Genomic DNA, 21,220 nt, shown 5'->3' with positions numbered 1-21,220 from the left:
CCAAGATCGTCCGATCCCGGCGCGTGCCCCCTACAGGGCGCGGTCGGGCACCGCCCGCAGGCCGCCCGGGCGGCGGGTGAGGCGGTCCAGGGCGGCGGCGGATGCGTCGTCGGCGGGGAGGTGGACGACCACGTGCTGGCCCTCGGCGTCGAGGATCTCGAAGGACAGCCGCAGCTCGCCGACCTCGGGGTGGACCAGCCGCTCGGCGCCGGTGCGCCGGGGCGAGGCGGGCACGGCCGCCATCCGGTCGGTGAAGGCGGCGCCGGCCGCGACCGTCAGCTCCTCCACCAGGTGCGCCAGGTGCGGGTCGGTGCGCGAGGACTCCGCCTTGAGCAGGGCCGCCTGCTGGTCGGCCACCCGGTCCCAGTCGGGGAACGCCGCGCGGGCGCGGTCGTCGGTGAACACGAACCAGGCCCGGTTGGGCGGGTCGCCGTCCAGCAGGCCCAGGGGTCCGGCCAGGCGCTCGTAGGCGGCGGTGTGGGCGAGGACGTCGCCGAGCCGGTCGAACAGCGCGGCCGGGGTGGGCTCCAGCCGGTCCAGCAGCGCCCGGATGGTGGGGCGCACGTGCCGGTCGGGCGGCATGCCACCCGGGCACAGGACGTCGGCGCCCGACGCCTCCTTGGCGAGGTTGCGCAGGTGCACGCGCTCGCTCACCGGCAGCCGCAGGGCGTCGGCGAGCGCCGCAAGCACCTGCGGCGAGGGGTTGCGGTCGCGGCCCTGCTCCAGCCGGGTGAGGTAGTCCACGCTGACGCCGGCGACGGTGGCCAGCTCGGCGCGCCGCAGGCCGGGAGTGCGCCGGCGCGGTCCGGTGGGCAGGCCCACCTCGCCGGGGGTGACGGCCTCCCGGCGGGCGCGCAGGAACGTTCCCAGATCGCTGTCGTCCACGGACCGAGTCTTGGTTGGGGCGCCCCGGCGGATCGTGGCCCCGCGAGGGCCAGGCTCGGCACGGCCTTCCCGGCGGGCGGCACCCCCAGCAGACTGGGGGCCATGAGCATCACCCCGACCCTCACCCTGGAGATCCGCACCCCGACCCCTGCCCTTGAGCCGCCCGGCCGGCCGGGCCACCGGGCGCACCCCGTCGCGGCGGACGGGGCCGCCTGATGCGCTACCGCCTGTTCGGCCCCTCCGGGCTGCGCGTGTCCGAGCTGTTCCTGGGCGCCATGACCTTCGCCGACGCCGAGGAGGCCCGGCGGATGGTCGACGTCTTCGCCGACGCCGGCGGCAACGTCATCGACACCGCCTCGGCCTACGGCGACAGCGAGGAGGTGCTCGGCGATGTCCTGCGCGACCGCCGGGACCGCTTCGTGGTCGCCACCAAGTTCGCGCTGACCCGCCGGGAGGGCGACCCCAACTCCGGCGGCGGCCACCGCAAGAACGTCATGCTGTCGCTGGAGGAGAGCCTGCGGCGGCTGCGCACCGACTACATCGACCTGCTGTGGGTGCACACCTGGGACGAGTACACGCCGATCGAGGAGACCGTGCGGGCGCTGGACGACGCGGTGCGCGCGGGCAAGGTCCTCTACGTGGGCGCCTCCAACCTGCCCGCGTGGGTGGTGTCGCGCGCCAACACGCTGGCCGAGTGGCGCGACTGGACCCCGTTCTCCGGCGTCCAGGTGCCCTACAGCCTGCTGCGCCGCGACATCGAGCGCGAGCTGCTGCCCATGGCCGAGGGCTACCAGATGAGCGTGGCCGCCTACGGCGCGCTCGGGGCCGGGGTGCTGTCGGGCAAGTACACCGCCCCGGGCGGACCGCCGCCGGGCACCCGGGTGGACCCCGCGTCCCTCACCGAGCGCGACCACCGGGCCGCGCGCGCCGTGGCCGAGGCCGCCGCCGAACTGGGGGCCACGCCCACCCAGGTGGCCCTGGCCTGGATCCGCTCCCGCTCCCCGGCCGTGCACCCGATCATCGGCGCGCGCACGGCCGAGCAGGTCCGCGAGAACCTGGGCGTCCTGGACGTCGCCCTGCCCGCCGAGGTCGCCGACCGCCTGACCGCGTCGGTGGACTTCGACCCGGGGTACCCCCACGACCTCAACGCCGGACCGCGCCCGTGGCTCTTCGGCGGCGAGGGAGTGGAGCTGGAACCCCGCTTTGGACCTCGCTTCCGCACCTCCCCCTGAGGGCGGGGGCTCGGCGGCCGCGGGTGGAGGCGCCCCGGCCGCCCCCGACAACCCGAAGGCCGGGTGGGGGGCCGGGGGCGGGGGGCCCCCCCCCCCGGCACAACCAACCGAACGGCCGGGGGGGGGGGCGCCCCGCCCCCCCCCCACACCCCGAAGGCCGGGTGGCCGCCGCTTCGCGGCGGCCACCCGGCCTTCGACATCCGTCCATCCCCGCTACGCGGGCGGGATCAGCACTCCTGCTTGGCGTCGGCCGCCGAGGTGCCCTCGACGCCTTCGGCGACCTCGCTGCCCGGGCCGCTGGTGGAGGTGAAGCCGTCCCAGTCGGCCGCGAGGACGAGCTGGACGGTGTCGCCCAGCGCGGGGTTCTCCTCGGTGGTGGCGTTGACGGCCTCGCTCGCGATCGCCTCGGCGTGGGCCTCCTGGCCCGGGCCGTAGTAGACGGTGCTCTGCTCGGGGATGACCTCGGGGTTGCCGGTGCCGACCACCTGGAAGCCCTCGGTGGTCAGCCACTGGCCGACCTGGTCGGCGAGGTTGGGCGTGCCCTTGCCGTTCAGCACCTCGACGGAGACGTCGCCCGGCTCGACCTTCTCGGCGCCGCCGCCACCGCCGCCGCCGTTTCCACCGCCGCCGTTGCCGCCGCCTCCGCCGCCGTTGCCGCCACCGCCACCGCCGCCGCCCTGGTCGTCGTTACCGGCGATGTCCTCGTCCTTGGCGATGGCGTCGAACAGCTCACTGGCCTGCGGCTCGCTGAACACCAGCCGGTTGGGGTCGGCGGGGTCCTGGCCGTTGGGCACCGTGACGAAGTTGACGTTGTTGAGGTCGACCTCGCGCATCGCCACGGCGATGTCGGTCATGACGTCCAGGGTCAGCTCGTCGTCGGTGGTCATGGTCTCGGTGACCGAGCCGAGGAAGCCGGTGAGGTTGGCCGGGCTGGACAGGACGTCGCCCTGCATGACCTCGTTCAGCATGGCGCCCAGGAACTGCTGCTGGCGGCCGATGCGCGCGGTGTCGGTGCCGTCGCCCTGGGCGTAGCGGGAGCGCATGTAGCCCAGCGCCTCCTCGCCGTCGAGCACCTGCTCGCCGGCCTCCAGGTGCAGCTTGGCCTTGTCGTCGTCGATGGGCTGGGGGATGCACATCTTCACCCCGCCCAGGGAGTCGACGATCCCCTTGAAGCCGGTGAAGTCGACGCTGATGAAGTGGTCGATGTGGATGCCGGTGACCTGCTCCACGGCCTTCCACTGGCACTGCACGCCGCCGAAGGACATGGCGGAGTTGATCATGCCGCGCTGGGCGGCCATACCGGGGTGCTCGCCGTTGGCCTCGCAGGCGGGCAGGTCCACCATCAGGTCGCGCGGCAGGTTGATCATCGTGGCGCGCCCGTTGTTGGGCGAGATGTGCGCGATGATCAGGGAGTCCGGCCGCTCGCCCTCGGCTTCGCCGTAGTTGGCGTTCTCGCCGGTGCGGACGTCGGAGCCGATCACCATGATGTTCAGCGCGCCCTCGACCCTGCTGGGCCGGTCGCCGAAGGCGTCGGTGTCGACGTCCTCCTGGTTGATGTTGCCGTAGATGTCGTAGTAGGCGGCGTAGGCGGTGAGGCTGCTGCCGATCACGAGGGCCGTCGTGATGACGGAGATCCAGCCGCCGACGGACAGGCTCTTCCGTGCCGCGTGGCCCTTCGCGGAGCCTCGGGATGAGCGTTTTCTGGGCAATGTCGCACCAAGGAAAGGGAGGGGTCAGGTCAGCGGCTTGAGGGATTCGGCGATTGCGGGGGTACCGGGCCGCGCACCGGCGATCGCCGTGGCACGCTCCATGCCAAGCCGCGCTTGCAGGGTAGTCGACTCTCCGTCGGGGATGAGGACCAGCGGAACCGCGCCGGCCACGGGCCCCAGGAGAAGGGACAGGTCCGAACCCAGGACTGTGAGGGAGTCCCGCGCCGAGGTGATCATAGCCACGCGGTCGGCGGATGTCAGCCCCCACCCCGCCAGGCGACGCCGCGCGGCGTCGACGAGCTGGGCGCCGGTGCGGCCCTCGGGCCCGCCGGGCGGCCCCGCGAGGGCGAGGGTGTCGGGATCCACGGGTGCGGCGGGGAAGAAGCGGTCGCCGTAGCCCCGGACCTCGACGGTGTAGTCGAGGGCGGTGGGCGGGCAGTCGGCCATCGGCGCGCCCAGCGGGTGCAGGGAGGTGCCGACCACCTCGCGCGCGCCGGTGTCGAGCGCGGCGGACACGCGTGCGGGGTCGGCCACCGCGACGTCGCCCTCGGGGACCTCGCCGGCCTCGCCCAGCACCGCCGTGGCGCCGGTGGAGAAGCAGGCCAGCAGCCACACCAGGCTCTGCCAGTGCGGCGGCAGCGCCAGGGCGACGCGGTCGCCGGGCTCCACGCCGAGGCCGTCGACCAGCATGTTGGCGGTCTTGGCCACCCAGTTGTCGACCGTGGCGAAGGAGAGTTCGACCCGGCCGCCGGTGTCGGGGTCGTAGGCGGTGACGAACGGGCGTGCGGGATCGGCCGCGACGGCCGAGCGCCACAGGTCAACGGGGGTTTCCGCGCCCACGCGCGCCCTCCTTTCGGCTTGTCCTCGGCTGTTCCCGGGTTCGTCCTCGGCTGCCGCTCACCGCCTGCGGACCGGTCGGGAACGGTCCGCGACGGGCCGCACCGGTCCGGGGATCTGCCACATGGTACTCAGGCGACGGAGGGGACGGCGCCGCGCGCGGTGCGGTGCAAGGCGGCGCGCCGGGGCGCCGACGTCACGATTCGGCACTGATCCGCGCGCCCCACCCCCCGAGACCGCCGCACGCGGGGCGGGGGAACTGAGAGGCTGCCCCCATGGGACAGACTTCCGCGCGGCTGTTCACCCGTGTGACCGCGGCCCCCGCCATCGCGATCTCGGCCTGGCTGCTCGTGGCGTTCCCCCTGCTGGTGGCGGGGGCGTTCACCCCGCTGGCCGGCGCCCTGCTGGGCGTCCCGGCGGTGGCGCTGGGCCTGCTGGCGGCGGCGCGGCTGGTGCCCCCGGCGCCGGCGGCGGAGTCGGGTGAGGACGTGCCGTGGTGGCCGCTGGTGCTCACCGTGCTGATCGCCGCGGCCTTCACCGCCGTGCAACTGGCCTACCACGCCGAGACCCTGGTCATCCGGCGCGACCCCGCCTCCTACGCCCAGTTCGCGTTCTGGATCGCCGAACACGGCTCGCTGCCCATCCCCCAGCAGCGGGAGCTGATCGCGGGCGACGACCCCGCGCTCATCTACGACAGCCTCGCCTACTACGAGGTGGGCGAGGTGGTGTGGCCGCAGTTCCTCGCCGGCGCGCCGCTGGTCTACGCCGTCGGGTACTGGCTGGGCGGCACGACCGGGATGCTCCTCACCCCGCCGGTCATCGGCGGCCTGGGCGTGCTGACCTTCGGCGGCCTGGCCGGGCGCCTGGTGGGGGTGCGGTGGGCGCCGCTCGCCGCGCTGGTGCTGGCGGTGTGCCAGACCCAGCAGTGGGTCAGCCGGTCCACCTACAGCGAGCCGGTGGCCCAGGTGCTGCTGCTGGGCGCGCTGGCGCTGGCCTTCGACGCGCTGACGCGGCGCAGTGCCCTGGGCGACCGCTGGGGGCTTGCGCACGCGCTGGCGGGGGGCGCCGGGCTGATCTTCGGGCTGGGCCTGGTGGTGCGCATCGACGCGCTGCGCGACCTGCTGCCGCTGGTGGGGTTCGTCGGGCTGCTGCTGCTGGCCCGGCGCGGCCAGGCGCTGCCCCTGCTGGCCGGGCTCGCCCTGGGTGTGGGCTACGGGTTCACCGCCGGCTACGGGTTGTCCCGGCCCTACCTGGAGCACCTGTCCGACTCGCTCAACCCGCTGCTGCTGATCAGCGCCGGGGTGGTGGCGGCCGTGGCGCTGGGGGTGGCGCTGCTGTGGCGGCGCGGGGTGCCGCGCACCGACCGCCCCCGGTGGCTGCCGGCGGTCGGCGCGGCGGCCGTGGTGGTGGTGATGGCGGCGCTGGCGCTGCGCCCCCTCGTCTACACCGACTACGGCCACGGCGACGCCGTGACCGCGCTGTACATCGGGCAGGTGCAGGCGTTCGAGGGGCTGCCCGCCGACCCCGACCGCACCTACTACGAGCTGAGCCTGTACTGGGTGGGCTGGTACGTGGGGCTGAGCACGGTGCTGCTGGCGACCTTCGGCGCCGCCGTGCTCGCCCGCCGGATCCTGCTGCGCCGCGAACCGCAGTGGGTGCTGCCCGCGCTGGTCCTGGGCTGGACGGTGGTCACGACGCTGCTGCGCCCCGCCATCACCCCCGACCACCCGTGGGCGAGCCGGCGGCTGATCGTCCTGGTGATCCCGGCGTTCATCCTGTTCGCGGTGTGGTTCACCGCCTGGCTGACCCGGCGGCTGGCCACCGAGCCCGCCGTGGAGCGCCGGGCGGTCCGCACGGCGGTCGCGGGCCTGGCGGCGGCGGTGGGCGCGGCGGTGATGCTGGTGCCGACCGCCATCACCGCGTGGGGGGTGATGACCTACCGCTCCGACGTGGGCAGCGTGGCCGCAACGCGCGAGCTGTGCCGGGCGATTCCCGACGACGCGAGCGTGCTCATCGTGGACGGCGCCTACGCCAACTTCATGCAGCTCGTGCGGGGCATGTGCGGGGTGCCCACGGCGGCGCTGGCCTCGGCCGTGCCGCAGGCCGACGCCGCCCGCGTGGTCGAGGAGATCCGCGAGCGCGGCCGCACCCCGGTGCTGGCGGCCGGGGCGCCGGAGGACCTGCGCCCGTTCCTCCCCGAGGGCACCACCATGACCAACCCGTTCGACGTGCACACCGAGCAGGACCCCAGCACCCTGATGGAGCCGCCGTCGGGGCCGTGGATCTTCGACGACGACCTGTGGATCGCGGTCGTCCGGTAGGGGCGGGCCGGGCCGCGGCTATTCTGGCTGGGGCGCGGGGGGCGGCGCGCCGGTCCGGCCCCGGGCGCGCGGGCGGCGGCGCGGCGGCCGGCGGGCCGGCATAGGTCCACCGGACCACACGGTCCGCGCGTTCCCCGCGGTCCGCGTGCGGCCCCCACCATCACCGGCGAGTGAGTGAACCTGACACCGTGAGCGAGATGCCCGACACCCCTGACGGCCCCGACGGCGCCCCCGGCGCGCCGGAGGCCGCACCCCACGTCTCCATCGTGCTGCCCTGCTACAACGAGCAGGACCACGTGGTCAAGGAGATCGAGCGCATCTGCGCCGCCATGGACGCCTCCGGCCACACCTACGAACTGCTGGCCATCGACGACGCCTCCACCGACGACACGCTCGCCCGCCTGCGCGAGGCGGAGCCGCTGTTCGACCACCTGCACGTGGTGGCCTTCCCGCACAACGGCGGCGCGGGCACCGTGCGCCGGATCGGCACCCAGCGCGCCCGGGGCGAGATCGTGGTGTGGACCGACGCCGACATGACCTACCCCAACGAGCGCATCCCCGAGTTCGTGGACCTGCTCGCCGCCCAGCCCCACATCGACCAGGTGGTGGGCGCGCGCACCCAGGAGGCCGGCAGCCACCGGTTCCTGCGGGTGCCGGCCAAGTGGCTGATCCGCAAGGTCGCCGAGCGGCTGACCAACACCCGCATCCCCGACCTCAACTCGGGCCTGCGCGCGTTCCGACGCGAGGTGTCGCTGCCCTACCTGCGGCTGCTGCCGCCCGGCTTCTCCTGCGTCACCACCATCACCCTGGCGTTCCTGTCCAACCAGCACCCGGTGCAGTACGTGCCGATCGACTACGCCAAGCGCGCGGGCACGTCCAAGTTCCACTTCGTGCGCGACGCCTACCGCTACATCCTCCAGGTGCTGCGGATGGTGATGTACTTCAACCCGCTGAAGGTGCTGATGCCCATCGCGCTGTGGCTGGTGGGCATCGGCGCGGCCAAGTTCGTGTTCGACCAGGTGCGCACCCCGCTGTACATCCCCAACAACACGATCATGCTGCTGACCAGCGGGCTGATCGTGGGCGCGCTGGCGCTGCTGGCCGACCTCATCGTGCGCTCGCGCGACGGCGCCTGACGACGGGGCGGCGAGGGCGATGCGGATCAGCCTGGTGGGCCCCACCCACCCCTACAAGGGCGGCGGCGCCCGGCACACCACCGAGCTGGCCCACCAGCTCGCCGCGCGCGGCCACGAGGTGGTCATCGAGTCGTGGCGGGCGATGTACCCCGAGCGGCTGTACCCGGGGCGCCAGACGGTCGAGGCGCCCGAGGGCGAGCCGTTCCCCGCCACCCGCCGCGCCCTCGCCTGGAACCGGCCCGATAGCTGGTGGCGCGCGGGCCGGCGCATGGGGCGCGGCGCCGACCTGGTGGTGCTCACTGTCCTGATCCCGCCGCAGGCCGTGCCCTACCTGGGCGTCCTCGCCGGGGTGGGCGGGCGCGCCCGCACGCTCGCGCTGTGCCACAACGTGCTGCCGCACGAGCGCGGCCCCGCCGACACCGCCCTGATGCGCACCCTGCTGCGCCGCGCGGACGCCGTCCTGGCGCACTCCCCCGAGCAGGCCCGACTGGCGCGCGGACTGACGGGTCCCGGCGCCGACGTCCGCACGGCGGCGCTGCCCCCGCACCTGCCGACGGCGCCGGGAGGCGGCCCTGGCTCCAGCGGGGGTGGAGGCGGGGGTGCCTCCTCGTCGGGTGGTGGCGGCGGCGGTGGCGGGCGCCGCGACCGCCTGCTGTTCTTCGGCATCGTGCGCCCCTACAAGGGCGTGGACGTCCTGCTGCGCGCCCTGGCCGCCGGCGCCCCGCCCGAGGTGCGACTCACCGTCGCCGGGGAGTTCTGGGGCGGCGCGGCCGAGGAGCTGCGGGCGCTGGCGCGCGAGCTGGGCGTCGCCGACCGGGTGGAGTTCCGCGAGGGCTACGTGCCCGCCGAGGACATCCCCGGGCTGTTCGCCGACGCCGACGCGGTCGTGCTGCCCTACCGCACCGCCACCGCCACGCAGAACGTGTGGCTGGCCCACGAACACGGCCTGCCCGTGGTGGCCACGCGCGCGGGCGCCCTGCCCGAGCAGGTGACCGACGGGGTCGACGGCCTGCTGTGCGCGCCGGACGACCCCGCCGACCTGGCCGGTGCCCTGGCCCGCCTCTACGCCCCCGGCGAGGCCGAACGCCTCCGCGCCGGAGTGCGCACGGCCGACCCCAAGCCCGTGTGGGACGCCTACATCGACGCCCTCACCGCGCCCGGGCCGCCGTAAGCCTCCAACGCGGGCGAGGGTCATCGCCTCGCTCGGCAGGGGTACGGGTGGGCGACGGGGCGGCGACGGTACCGGGGGCCAGGGGCAGCGGTTTCCGTTCGGCAGGTTTTCCGGCTGGGGTGGGCAACGAGGTCGGCAACGGCGGCGGATGGCCCGGGCGGCGGTCATCGGTTCGCGCGCCAGGGGTTGAGGCAGGCGACGAGGGCGGCGACGGCGGCGGGTGGCCAGGGCAGCGGTTCCCGTTCGGCAGGTTCCGGCTGGGGTGGGCGACGGGGCGGCGAGGTCGGCGAGTGGTCCGGGTAGGCGGTTTCCGTTCAGCAGGGTTTGGGCCTGAGGTGGCCGACGAGAGCGGCAACGGCGGCGGATGGCGCGGGCGGGTCCGACTGTGCGTGGCGGCGGCCTCTCGGGCCAATGCGGCTCATGGGGTGGAGCACGGAGCCTCTGCGCCGTCCATCCGCCATGTGTGGGCATTTCCGGTAGACCGCCTCGTTCGCAAAACGGGCAAGCCGGACACCAACTCCCCGATATCTCACAATGTGAGACAAAAACAGCCTCTTTCGCCGCGAGATGCGCCTACGAAACGCCCTTCCGAAGGAAAGAGGAGGTTCGTCGCCTCCGGAAACGGGCATGGCGGGCAAAAGGGCGCGACATCCACTCCGCCCGTCTCACCATGCGGACATAACGACCCCCATGAAGCCCCTCAGGGGGCGCTGCGGCCACTTTCCGCAGGGACAAAAGGGGCAAAGGCCACGAAACGCCGCCCCGCGTGCAGACGAGATGCGGATTCGCCTCACGCCCCTGCCCCCCAGAGCTGCCCAGGGCAGAGCCCCCCGCCCCATCTCAACCACCCGCCCCGGGCACCGATGCCCGCCGCCCCGGCCCTCCGCCGCCTTCGGCGCCCCCGTCGCCACCCCGGCCACCCGCCCCGCACACCGGTGGTCGCACGCCCCAACCCCCGCCCGCCCTCGGCGCCCCCGTCGCCACCCAGCCACCGCCCCGCTGAACGGTGATCAACCCCCCGACACGCGACGCGGCCCCCGGCGGACATCTCCGCCGGGGGCCGCGTTAGCCGTGTCGCATCGTCACAAGCCCAAGCCCAAGCCCAAGCCCAAGCTCAGGCCCGCACCACCGCGCTGGGCTCCTGCTCCGCCGGGACCTTGCCGTGCACGATCAGGTCGGTCCACAGGTCGCAAACACGGGACAGCGAGTAGTTCTCGTTGATCTCCGCCTGGGCCGCGCGGCGCGCGGCGTCGAAGCGGCCCTCGGAGACGATCGCGTGGATGGCGTCGGCCATCTCCTCGGTGCTGTCGTGCAGCCACCGCGCCGAGTAGATCGTGTCGGCGCCCGGCCAGGTCAGCACCGCCGGGACGCCGCCCGAGGCCGCGCACTCGGCCGGGGCCAGGTGGAAGCTCTCGTCGTCGCTGGTGGACAGCATGAACCCGACCCGGCGCAGCCAGGTGGCGACATCGGGGCCGAACGGGTCGAACACCACGCCCTCCGACAGCAGCGGGTCGCGCTGCACCGTGCGGTAGGTGCGCTCGTAGTACTCGCGCTCCTCGGGGCGGTTCCACACCCACCAGTAGTCCCAGGGCTGCTTGGACTTCACGGCCAGGGTGTAGCGCGGGTCGCGGCGGCGCAGTTCGCCCAGGACCTCGATGCCCCGGTCCAGCCGCTTGCGCGACGGCGCGATCCCGATCATGCCCAGCGTGAACTCCGCGCCGGGCAGCTTGGGCCGGTCCAACTGGGCCACGTCCACCCAGTTGGGCAGCACGATGACCTTGTCGGCCGGGTAGCCCGCCAGCTCGCGCGTGAGCGAGGCGTAGTAGGGGCTGACGCAGACCACCGCGTCGACCTTGTCGATGTCGAGCTTGCGCGGCCACTCCGCGTACAGCTCGAAGCGGTGCAGCCGCACCACGAGCCGCTGGTCGGGCCGCTTGTGCTCGGCGTAGAACAGCGCGTTGGGGCCGCACCACTCGCAGATGACGACATCCGCCCAGGCCGCCAGCTCCTTGCTGCGGTACTGGTCGTGGGAGCGCAGCGCCTCCCACTCGTCCAGGCGGACGTCCAGGCCCGGCAGCGACATCAGGTACTCGGCGAGGCGGGTGAAGAACTTGAGGTCGTGGCCGGCGATGACGACCTTCAGCGGGCGCTCGGGGTCGGCGCCCGCCGGCGCCGGGGGGCACGCCAGGTCGAGGTAGCCGCGCAGCCGCGCGGCCGCCCGCTCCAGGGTGAAGTCGGCCGCCGCCGCGCGGCAGCGCTCGGCCGCCTCGCGGTAGATCTCGGGGTCGGCGGCCAGGGTCAGCGTGTCGGCGACGGAGTCCAGGGTCTCCCCCGCGTAGAGCGGGTAGTCGGCGCCCAGCAGCCGCTCGTGCATGGGGGTGCGGTTGACCACGACCGGCAGGCCCAGCGAGCCCAGCTCCAGGACCTTGGTCGACAACTCCAGGCTGGCGTCCATCTCGGGGGCGCGCCAGGACAGGCCGACGTCGCAGGCGGCCGACAGCCGCAGCGCCTCCGCCCGCGGCTTGCCGCCGTGCCACACCACGCCCTCGGTGCCCTCCAGCGCCTTGCTCATGCGCTTGGCCCAGTCGGGGTCGTCGCGGTGCACCTTGTCGCCGATCATGTGCAGCTCGGCGGGCACGCCGCGCGCGGCCAGGGCCGCCGGCAGCTCGGTCATCTCCAGGGTGTTCCACCGCTGGGCGAACTTGCCGGTGTAGACGAGCTTGAGCGGCGCGTGCGGCGCGCCGGCGCCGGCCACCCCCTCGGGGGTGACCACGACCGGCGGGAACAGCACGCTCTTGCCGCAGGCCGCCGGGATGGTGCTCTCCAGGAAGCCGCGCAGCTCCTCGGTCTGGCACAGCAGGAACCGCGAGGCCACCGCGATGTCGGTGATCTCCGAGACCGAGGTGGCGGTCATCTCCGCCACCGTCTGGGGGACGTCGGTGAGGTAGGTCCACAGCCGGCCCGCCAGCGCCTCGGTCTGGGCCGCCGCGATGGCCAGCCGCTTGCCGCGCACGACGATGAGGTCGAAGGGACGCTCGGCGTCGAGCCGGGTGATCAGCTCGACGGCCTGGTCGGGGGTGAGCCCGCGCGGACCGGCGTCGGGAACCAGCCGCTCCTCGTAGGTGCGGCGCACGACCACGCCCGGGACCGTGGTGAGCGGCGCCACCAGCCGATCGGTCGTCACCGGCGCCTTCAGCAGCAGGGTGGCCTCGCACCCCGCCGCCGCCAGGCCCTGGGTCATGGACTGGGCCCAGATCGCCGAACCGTCGATGATGTTCAGGTCGACGTCGCCGTAGACGAGCGCGCGCAGGCTCCTCGGGCGCTCGCTCGCCGCGCCGCCGGGGCGGTCAGCCCGAGGGCTTCCGGCGTCGCCGACTCCGCTCGCTCGCTCGCGTTCGCGAGGATGGTTGGTCACGTGCTTCCCTTCATTCCGGTCCTCCGGGCTCGGCCTCGGTGGACGCCTGCCCACCGGTACGCGAGGTCCGGAGAGCGGCCGTGCTCGTTGTGCGGTGTCGGCGGGGTGCGCCGGGGGCAGGCCCCGCAGCGGCCGGCCGGCGTGGCGCCGGTCCTGGGCCGGGGGTCAACCGACATTGGGCGTGGTGCGGGCGTGGTCGGGCGCGTCCTCCTCGCCGGCGCCGCGCAGCGGCCCCAGGGCCAGCAGCCGCGCGCCGTGCCGGTTCCACACGCCCGGCTGGAGCGCGCGGGCGACCAGTTCGCGCCGGGCGAGTTCCGGCGCGATCGCGCTGACGAAAACATACTCCTGCTCGGCCACCGCTTCGTCGACCGCGTCGGGCGCGGCGGGGGAGGCGCCCGAGGAGCGCCACGACCCCACGGCGGGGCCGACGGCGTCGGCGCCGGAGCACTCCGCGGCGCACAGCAGGTCGGCGAGGTGGGCGGCGCCGCGCGGCGCGGTCCACAGCACCGTCCAGTGCGCCGTGGCCGCCTCGGCCAGCCGCGCCCAGTCCTCGGGGCGGGGTGCGCCGCCGAAGGCGGCGCCGGGCGCCAGGCGGACCGGCACGCCGTGGGAGCGCAGCCGCTCCACGCCGGCCAGGTTGGCCGCGGCCTCGGGCACCACGACCTCGCTGGGGGCGTGCTGCTGGTCCAGGACGTCGCCGGCCAGCAGCAGCGAGGTGTTGTCGTCGCCGGGGGCCGCCAGGACGGCGACCTCGCGGGTCTTCAGCGGCAGCGAGGGGCTGCCCGACCCGGGCGCGAAGGCGACCTTGCCGAAGATCTCGGCGAGGCGGACCGGGGTGGCGTCGGTGAGGAACACCGAGCGCAGCACCAGCCGCAGCTCCTCGGCGGTCAGCGGGCCCCTCTCGCGCAGCCGCGCCAGTTCGTCGGAGGCCGCGCTGGAGCGCAGCGCGCCGGCGTTGGCGGGCACCGCGCGCACGGCCGGGCCGTTCTGGCCGGTGGGGTGGGTGCGCTTGAGGTCGCCCAGCAGCAGCGCGCGGGCGCCGCAGACCAGGGCTCGGTCGGCCAGGCCGGAGTCGTCGACGACCACGGTGGCGCTGGAGCGCAGCACCTCGGGGAGGTCGGCCCAGCCCGGCTCCAGGCGGCGCAGGCCGTCCTCGGCGAGGCGGCCGACCAGGCGGTCCACGACCACGCCGCCGGGCGCGGGCGAGGGCACGTGGGCGGGTTCGGCGGCGCGCTCGGGCTCGGCGGCGACCGGGTTGAAGCGGTGCAGCGGGACGCCGAGGTCGCCGTCGTAGACCAGGTCGAAGGCCAGGGTGGCCAGCGCGGGCGGCGCCGGGGCGTCGGCCACCAGGATCGAGGGCACACCCCGCGACTCGGCGGACTCGATGACCCAGTTGAGCACCCGGGTGCGGTCGGCCACGGCGGGGTCGCCAGCGTGGGCCCACAGGGAGCCCGGCGCGGTGGCCGAGGCCGAGACCAGCACGACGTCGACGTCGACCGACTCGAACGCCGACTGGGCGTCCTGCGGGCGCAGCGGCACGACCCGCACGTAGGGCTCGATGGCGGCGCGGGCGGCCGGGGAGAGGATGCCGGCGACCACCAGGCGGTCGTCGCGCACGCCCAAGCTGCCCGACAGCAGGCGGGTCTCCTGGCGCTCGGCGTCGAAGGAGCGCACGGGCTCGGCCTTGCGGCGGCGCCCGGTGCCCTGCTGGGTTCGGCCGGCCCGGCGCCACAGGCGGAAGAGGTCCCGCGGCAGGCGCAGCAGGCCGCGGCCGGGCCGCTTGGCCGCCGCGGTCAGCGCGCGGCCGACCTGGAGGGAGGTCGAGCCCTCCAGCGCGGCCAGCCGGGCCTTGGCCTCCTGGAGTTGGGCCTCCCGCTCCGAGAGCGCCTGCCGGAGCTGTTCGGTGTGGCTCAGTTCACGCCGTTTCACGGGATACTTCCTGCCTTGCGAGGTTGAGGGATCCGGTCACGTGCCGCGGCGGACGCGCGCCGCCCGGCCCTGCGCTCACCGGTCCGCCAGGATGGTGGCGATGCGCTCGCCGGCGTGGCCGTCCCACAGCGGGGGCACGTCGGCGACCGCGCTCGCGCCCAGGCGCTCGCCCGCCAGGAGCTTGGAGACCAGGCCGGGAAGCTCGGAGTCGACGACGAGCCGGTTGCTGCCATGGGTGATCGTAACCGGGCGCTCGGTGTTGGGGCGCAGGGTGAGGCACGGCACCCGCAGGATGGTGGTCTCCTCCTGCACGCCGCCGGAGTCGGTGACCACGGCGGTGGAGGCGCGCACCAGGGTCACGAAGTCGATGTAGCCCAGGGGCTCCAGCAGGTGCATGCGCGGGTGCTCGGCGAGCCCGGCGGCGGTGAGCGCGGCCCGGCCGCGCGGGTGCACCGGCATGACGACGTCGATCTGGTCGGCGACCTCGTGCAGCCGCGCCACCAGCCGGGCGACGACCTCGGGGTCGTCGACGTTGGCCGGGCGGTGCAGGGTGGCCGCCACGTAGGACTCCGGCAGCTCCACGCGGGAGCGCAGGGCGTCGGTGTCGAAGCGGTCGATGTTGCCCAGCAGGGTGTCGATCATCGGGTTGCCGACGAAGTGCACCCGGTCCACGGCCACGCCCTCGGCGGCGAGGTGGCCGACCGCCTCGGGGCTGGTGGCGAAGAGGATGTCGGAGAGCTGGTCGGTGACGCGGCGGTTGACCTCCTCGGGCATCGTCCAGTCGAAGGAGCGCAGCCCGGCCTCGACGTGGGCGACGGGGATGTGCAGCTTGGCGGCGACCAGCCCGGCGGCGAGCGTGGAGTTGACGTCGCCGTAGACCACGACCAGGCCCGGTGAACGGGAGATGAACTCTCGCTCCAGGCCGACCATCAGCGCCGCGGTCTGCTCGGCGTGGGAGCCCGACCCCACACCCAGGTCGACGTCGGGGCGGGGCAGGCCCAGCTCGCGGAAGAACACCGCCGACATGCGGTCGTCGTAGTGCTGGCCGGTGTGCACCACCGACTGGCGGACGTCGCGCTTGGCCAGGGCCGCCACGACCGGCGCCGCCTTGACGAAGTTCGGGCGCGCGCCGACGATGTGCACGACCTCCCCGGCCGCGGCGTAGCCGCCGTAGGCTGGAGCGGGGGCCTGGCCCGCGCGCACCGCGCCCTGGGAGCGGTCGGTCCGTGCGCCATCGGCATCGGCGGCTCCGCTGACTCGGCCGCTGTCCGAACGGTCGGCCGGTGCTGATGACATCATGTTCCCCTCAAAGAACGACGTTCGACGATTCACGACCGTGCTCGACGCCGAGGCGTCACCGGCGGATCATCCCGACATGGTTGGATACCCCACCGTGCGCAACATCGTGAAAGCGGCTTCCTTTACCGCGACTCTGACCTTGCGGCATCTTCGCGACGAGCCCGCCCGGCTGCCGCTGCTGGCGCTCCGGCTGCTGCCGGACCGGGTACGGGCGGGTGCGCGCAGCGCCATGGGCCGCACCGGTGCGCTGCCCCGGGCCTACGCCCTGTGGGACGCGGGTCGCCGCGCGGAGGCGGTCGACACGGTCCGCGGCGCCGCTCATGGAGCCTCCCCTCGTCGCCTCGCCCGACTGACCGCGTTCGCACTTGCGGTCGAGCGGCCCGAGGTCGCCGAGGAGCTTATCGGGAGACTGCCCGAGGACAGGCGCAGGGCCGGACTGGCGCACCGACTGGCGCTGACCACGGGACGAGCCGTGCGCGAGCACGCGGCGGCCCCGGCGGGCAGCCAGTCGCACCCTCCCACGGTAGCGCCGGAGGAGGGAACGCGACACCACGACGCGATGAACGATCGGGTATCGACCGATACCGACCGCCCCGGCCGCACTGTCCACCGTGTCCTGCACCTGGTCACCAACGCCCTGCCGCACACCAACGCCGGCTACACCCAGCGCACCCACCGCATCGCCCTGGGCCAGCGCGCCGCCGGGCTGGACCCCCACGTCGTCACGCGGGTGGGCTACCCGCTGACCAAGGGGATCCCCGACACCCGCGCACGCGTGGAGGTCGACGGCGTCCCCTACCACCGGCTGCTGCCCTGGACCGCGCCCGCCGACGACGCCGCCGAGCTGCGCGCCGGGGTGCGCCTGGCGCTGCCGCTGGTGCGGCGCCTGGCGCCCGACGTGCTGCACGCCGCCAGCAACCACGGCAACGCCCGGGTGGCGCTGGAGCTGGGCCGGCTCCTGGACCTGCCGGTGGTCTACGAGGTCCGCGGGTTCCTGGAGGAGTCCTGGCTCTCGCGCGACCCCTCCCGCAGCGTCGAGGACGCCTTCTACACCACCGAGCGGGCGCGCGAGACCGCCTGCATGCACGCCGCCGACCTGGTGGTGACCCTGGGCGAGACCATGCGCGCCGAGATCGTGGGGCGCGGGGTCGATGCGGCCAAGGTCGTCGTGGTACCCAACGCGGTGGACGAGGCGTTCCTGGAGCCGCTGCCCGACGCCGCCGGCCTGCGCCGCGAACTGGGCATCGGCGCTGACGACTTCGTGGTCGGCACCACCACGAGCTGCTACAGCTACGAGGGCCTGGACACCCTGGTCGACGCCGTGGCCGAACTGCGCCGGCGCGGGGTGGCCGCCCACGCGCTGATCGTGGGCGACGGCCCGGAGCTGGGCGCGCTGCGCGAGCGCGCCGCCGAGGCCGGGCTGGAGGGCGCCGCGCACTTCCCCGGCCGGGTGCCGGCCGCCGAGGTGCGCCGCTACCACGCGGCGCTGGACGTGTTCGCGGTGCCGCGCCGCGACGAGCGGGTGAGCCGCCTGGTCACCCCGCTCAAGCCGGTGGAGGCGATGGCCGGGGGCCTGCCGGTGGTGGCCGGCGACCTGGAGGCGCTGCGCGAGATCGTGGAGCCCGGCACCACGGGCGAACTCGTGCCGCCGGGGCGCCCCGACGCGCTGGCGGAGTGCCTGGAGAAGCTGGCCGCCGACCCCGACACCCGGCGGGCCTACGGCCGGGCCGCGCGCGAGCGCGTGGGCCGCGACCGCACCTGGGAGGCCGCCGCGCACCGCTACATCGCCGCCTACGGCCGCCTGCGGGGGCTGGGGGGCTGACCCCCGGGCCGCCCGCACTCCCCCGCACTTCCCCGCGCTCCCGCCGGACCGCCGGATTCCGACCGCTTCCCACCCGCCCGCGCCCGCGCGCCCCGTGCGCGCGGGCGCGCGTGGAGTGGCGGTGCGCCGCGGCCGACCGGTGAAGACCCCGCCCGCGCGCCGGACGGGTCGGGCGAGCGGTAATGTGTACCTGTTCGTCACGGTATGGGATCCACTGACCGCTCCCGCGGCCGCCCGGAGCGGTACCCGATCCGGGCCGGGTTGCGGCGATGTCTACACACGGCGTTCAACGGCGGAATCTTGGGTGACTCCGGGGTAAATTCCTCCGAACGAGTGGGAGTTTCCGCCGGGTCCGGCCGAAACGCTGATTTACAGTCGGAAATCAGCAAGAGGCGTGCGCCCCTGCGGGTGTTCAACGGTTGGGGCGCCATCGCGGCCGGATCGCGCGCGCCCACCACCGGCTCCACGCCCCGTGCGGCATCGCGGCGGGCGGCGTCCGAATCGATGCCGAACCGGTGCACACCAGACACGCCGGGCGTGCCAACGCCGAACGGCGCTCACGCGTCCAGTTCTCGCAATGGCTGTCCTCGACACCTGATTTCCCACCCGAGAAGCAATGAAGGCGAGGGTGACCCCAGTGGACGTCGCTACCTCAACCCCGGACCTGGTCGTCATCGGCCTGGGCTACGTCGGCCTGCCGCTGGCCCACCAGGCCACCCGTTCCGGACTCACCGTGACGGGCCTTGACGTCAGCGCCCCGGTCGTCGAGGGGCTGAACGCCGGACGTTCGCACGTCGACGACCTCGACTCCGCCGACATCGCCGAGATGCGTGAGGGCGGGTTCACCGCCACCACCGACCCCTCGGTGATCGCCGGCGCGCGCAACGTCGTCATCTGCGTGCCCACCCCGCTGTCGGCCGAGGGCGGGCCCGACCTCGGCGCCGTCACCGGCGCGGCCCGCTCCATCGCGGCCCACCTGTCGCCGGGCACCCTCGTCGTGCTGGAGTCCACCACCTACCCGGGCACCACCGAAGAGGTCATCCGCCCGCTGCTGGAGGAGTCCGGCCTGGTCGCCGGCGCCGACTTCCACCTCGCCTTCTCCCCCGAGCGCATCGACCCGGGCAACGCCACCTTCGGCGTGGCCAACACCCCCAAGGTCGTGGGCGGCCTGACCGAGGCCTGCGGCGAGGTCGCCGCCGCCTTCTACGGCCGGTTCATCGAGAACGTGGTGCGCGCCCGCGGCACCCGCGAGGCCGAGATGGCCAAGCTGCTGGAGAACACCTACCGGCACGTCAACATCGCGCTGGTCAACGAGATGGCCATCTTCTGCCAGGAGATGGGCGTCGACCTGTGGGACGCCATCGCCTGCGCCGCCACCAAGCCGTTCGGGTTCCAGGCGTTCTACCCGGGTCCGGGCGTGGGCGGCCACTGCATCCCCATCGACCCCAACTACCTGTCCTACAAGGTCAAGACCCTGGGCTACCCGTTCCGGTTCGTGGAGCTGGCCCAGGAGATCAACGCCCGCATGCCCAGCTACGTGCTCCAGCGCGCCCAGGAGATGCTCAACGACGCCGGGCTGGCGCTGTCGCGCTCGCGCGTGCTGCTGCTGGGCGTCACCTACAAGGCCGACATCGCCGACCAGCGGGAGTCGCCGGCCCGCCCGGTCGCCCGCAAGCTCGCCGAGAAGGGCGCCACGCTCACCTACCACGACCCCCACGTCGAGGAGTGGAGCCTCAACGGCGAGCCGCTGCCGCGCGCGGCCGACCTGGAGCAGGCCATGGCCGAGGCCGACCTCACCATCCTGCTGACCGACCACAGCGCCTACACCCCCAAGCTGCTGACCGAGAACGCGCGCATGCTGCTGGACACCCGGGGCGTGCTGCGCCGGCTCGACCCCCAGTCGGCGGGCGACAACCGGCGTACAACGGCGGTCATCGAACGGGACGGAATCCAAGTCCTGTAATCTTCAGGCACATCAGCGACATCAGGGACACCTGCGCCGGCCGCCGCAGCGCGCGGCGGCCGGCGGGCCGGACCAGCCGCATACCGGGTTCACCCGGTACCCCACTCGGCGTCACTTCGGTTTTCACCTGTTGTTCCCCTACGCGGCTAGCGTGACAAACAGGGCAGATGTCTCCACCTGAGGGAGAACCGCCAGCCCATACCGGCGTTCGGAAGTGGTGAACTCGCATATGCACGCTCTCGTGGCCACGGTGGTCCACCATCCAGAGGACGCGCGCATCCTGCACCGCCAGATCCGCGCCCTGCTCGACGCCGGGCACCGCGTGACCTACATCGCGCCCTTCGCCGACCGGGGCGTCACCCCGTGGCAGGAGCTGACCCCCGTCGACGTCCCGCGCGCCGCCGGGCGCCGCCGCGCCGGCTCGCTGCGCGCGGCCCGCGCCGCGCTGGCCCGCCACGCCCCCGACGCCGACCTCCTCCTCTTCCACGACCCCGAACTCCTGCTGGCGCTGCCGCGCCGGCGCCCGGTGACCGTGTGGGACGTCCACGAGGACGCTGCCGCCGCCCTGCTCACCAAGCCGTGGATGCCCCGGCCGCTGCGCCGCCCGCTGGGCCCGGTGGTGCGCGGGTTCGAGCGCCACGCCGAGCAGCACATGCACCTCATCCTCGCCGAGGAGGGCTACCGGGGCCGCTTCGCGCTGCCGCACCCGGTGGTGCCCAACACCACCTACGTGCCCGACCGCCCCGAGCGCGCGCCCGGCACCGACCGGGTCGTCTACCTCGGCCACCTCTCGGCCGCGCGCGGCGCCCACGAACTCGTCGAGATGGGCCGCCGGCTGCGCCCCCACGGCGTGCGGGTCGAGGTGATCGGCGCCGCCGACCCCAGCATCCGGCCGATGCTGCGCGAGGCCCAGCTCGAAGAGGCCATCCACTGGTACGGGTTCGTGCCCAACGACCAGGCGCTGCGCATGGTCAGCGGCGCGCTGGCGGGCATCTGCCTGCTCCAGGACACCCCCAACTACCGCAGCTCGCTGCCGACCAAGGTCGTGGAGTACATGGCCCACGGCCTGCCGGTCATCACCACGCCCAACCCGGCGGCGGTCTCGCTGGTGACCCAGCGCCCCGAGGGCGACTGCGGCCTGGTGGTGCCCTTCGGCGACGCCGCCGCGGCGGCCGACGCCGCGCTGCGGCTGCGCTCCGACCCCGACCTGCGCAACCGCCAGGCCGCCACCGGCCACCGGATCGCGCGCACCTCCTACCACTGGCCGGTGCAGGCGGAGCTGTTCGTGCGGCAGTTGGAGGAGTGGGCCGCCGCGGCGGCTCCGGCCGGAGGGCCGCGCCCCTCCACCCCCGACACCCTCCCGCTGCCGGTGCAGGCCCCGGCGCCGCTGGAGGCCGTGGCGCCCGCCGGCGAGGCCGCCAAGCGGCTGCCGCTGTAGGCCGCCGCCGCGCTGAACGCGTGAACGCCGAAGGGGCGTGCCCAACCGGGCACGCCCCTTCGG

The 21,220-nt window shown here is 74.5% G+C and carries 13 protein-coding genes; 7 read left to right on the top strand and 6 right to left on the bottom strand.

The features are described from left to right. Positions 1-30: 30 nt before the first annotated feature. Positions 31-885, bottom strand: coding sequence for a helix-turn-helix domain-containing protein (locus tag LG943_RS16800; protein WP_270073233.1), 855 nt, complete (start codon positions 883-885; stop codon positions 31-33). 215 nt (positions 886-1,100) lie between these two features. Here LG943_RS16800 and LG943_RS16795 point away from each other — a divergent pair, with 215 nt between their 5' ends. Continuing rightward, on the top strand, positions 1,101-2,117 hold the full coding sequence (locus tag LG943_RS16795; RefSeq protein ID WP_270073232.1) for an aldo/keto reductase: 1,017 nt from the start codon (positions 1,101-1,103) through the stop codon (positions 2,115-2,117). 227 nt (positions 2,118-2,344) lie between these two features. Here LG943_RS16795 and LG943_RS16790 read toward each other — a convergent pair whose 3' ends face one another. Both LG943_RS16790 and LG943_RS16785 read right to left on the bottom strand, forming a co-directional pair. Beyond that, the gene (locus tag LG943_RS16790) at positions 2,345-3,727 is read right to left on the bottom strand and encodes an LCP family protein (RefSeq protein WP_333486382.1); all 1,383 of its coding nucleotides are present in this window, start codon (positions 3,725-3,727) and stop codon (positions 2,345-2,347) included. Positions 3,728-3,850: 123 nt separating this feature from the next. Then, positions 3,851-4,666 carry a TIGR03089 family protein gene (locus LG943_RS16785; protein WP_270073230.1) on the bottom strand — a complete coding sequence of 272 codons (816 nt, stop codon included), beginning with the start codon at positions 4,664-4,666 and terminating at the stop codon, positions 3,851-3,853. Between the two features lie 272 nt (positions 4,667-4,938). On the opposite strand from LG943_RS16785, the gene LG943_RS16780 reads away from it, so the two are divergent. From LG943_RS16780 to LG943_RS16770, 3 genes are all read left to right on the top strand, one after another. Continuing rightward, on the top strand, positions 4,939-6,984 hold the full coding sequence (locus LG943_RS16780) for a hypothetical protein (RefSeq protein WP_270073229.1): 2,046 nt from the start codon (positions 4,939-4,941) through the stop codon (positions 6,982-6,984). Between the two features lie 197 nt (positions 6,985-7,181). Beyond that, positions 7,182-8,120, top strand: coding sequence for a glycosyltransferase family 2 protein (locus LG943_RS16775; protein WP_270073276.1), 939 nt, complete (start codon positions 7,182-7,184; stop codon positions 8,118-8,120). A 19-nt stretch (positions 8,121-8,139) separates the two neighbouring features. Continuing rightward, entirely contained in the window at positions 8,140-9,291 is a 1,152-nt protein-coding gene (locus LG943_RS16770) for a glycosyltransferase family 4 protein (protein WP_270073228.1), read from the top strand. Between the two features lie 1,114 nt (positions 9,292-10,405). On the opposite strand, the gene LG943_RS16765 is transcribed toward LG943_RS16770, so the two are convergent. The 3 genes from LG943_RS16765 to wecB form a co-directional block, all read right to left on the bottom strand. Next, positions 10,406-12,532, bottom strand: coding sequence for a glycosyltransferase (locus tag LG943_RS16765; RefSeq protein ID WP_270073275.1), 2,127 nt, complete (start codon positions 12,530-12,532; stop codon positions 10,406-10,408). A gap of 339 nt (positions 12,533-12,871) precedes the next feature. Further along, entirely contained in the window at positions 12,872-14,635 is a 1,764-nt protein-coding gene (locus tag LG943_RS16760) for a hypothetical protein (RefSeq protein ID WP_270073227.1), read from the bottom strand. Positions 14,636-14,710: 75 nt separating this feature from the next. Next, positions 14,711-15,778 carry a non-hydrolyzing UDP-N-acetylglucosamine 2-epimerase gene (wecB, locus tag LG943_RS16755; protein WP_270073274.1) on the bottom strand — a complete coding sequence of 356 codons (1,068 nt, stop codon included), beginning with the start codon at positions 15,776-15,778 and terminating at the stop codon, positions 14,711-14,713. 232 nt (positions 15,779-16,010) lie between these two features. Here wecB and LG943_RS16750 point away from each other — a divergent pair, with 232 nt between their 5' ends. The 3 genes from LG943_RS16750 to LG943_RS16740 all read left to right on the top strand — a co-directional run bounded on the left by LG943_RS16750 (position 16,011) and on the right by LG943_RS16740 (position 21,157). Then, complete coding sequence (locus LG943_RS16750; protein ID WP_270073226.1) at positions 16,011-17,756, top strand: glycosyltransferase family 4 protein; 1,746 nt, start codon at positions 16,011-16,013, stop codon at positions 17,754-17,756. A gap of 637 nt (positions 17,757-18,393) precedes the next feature. Continuing rightward, the gene (locus LG943_RS16745; protein WP_270073225.1) at positions 18,394-19,719 is read left to right on the top strand and encodes a nucleotide sugar dehydrogenase; all 1,326 of its coding nucleotides are present in this window, start codon (positions 18,394-18,396) and stop codon (positions 19,717-19,719) included. Between the two features lie 229 nt (positions 19,720-19,948). Then, positions 19,949-21,157: a glycosyltransferase family 4 protein gene (locus LG943_RS16740; RefSeq protein WP_270073224.1), complete on the top strand. Its 1,209-nt coding sequence runs from the start codon at positions 19,949-19,951 to the stop codon at positions 21,155-21,157. Positions 21,158-21,220 lie beyond the last annotated feature (63 nt).

This window comes from Streptomonospora mangrovi, assembly GCF_027604915.1.
GTDB classification, from domain to species: domain Bacteria; phylum Actinomycetota; class Actinomycetes; order Streptosporangiales; family Streptosporangiaceae; genus Streptomonospora; species Streptomonospora mangrovi.
Note: the sequence above shows the minus strand (reverse complement) of the source record. Positions and strands in the feature narration are given on the sequence as shown.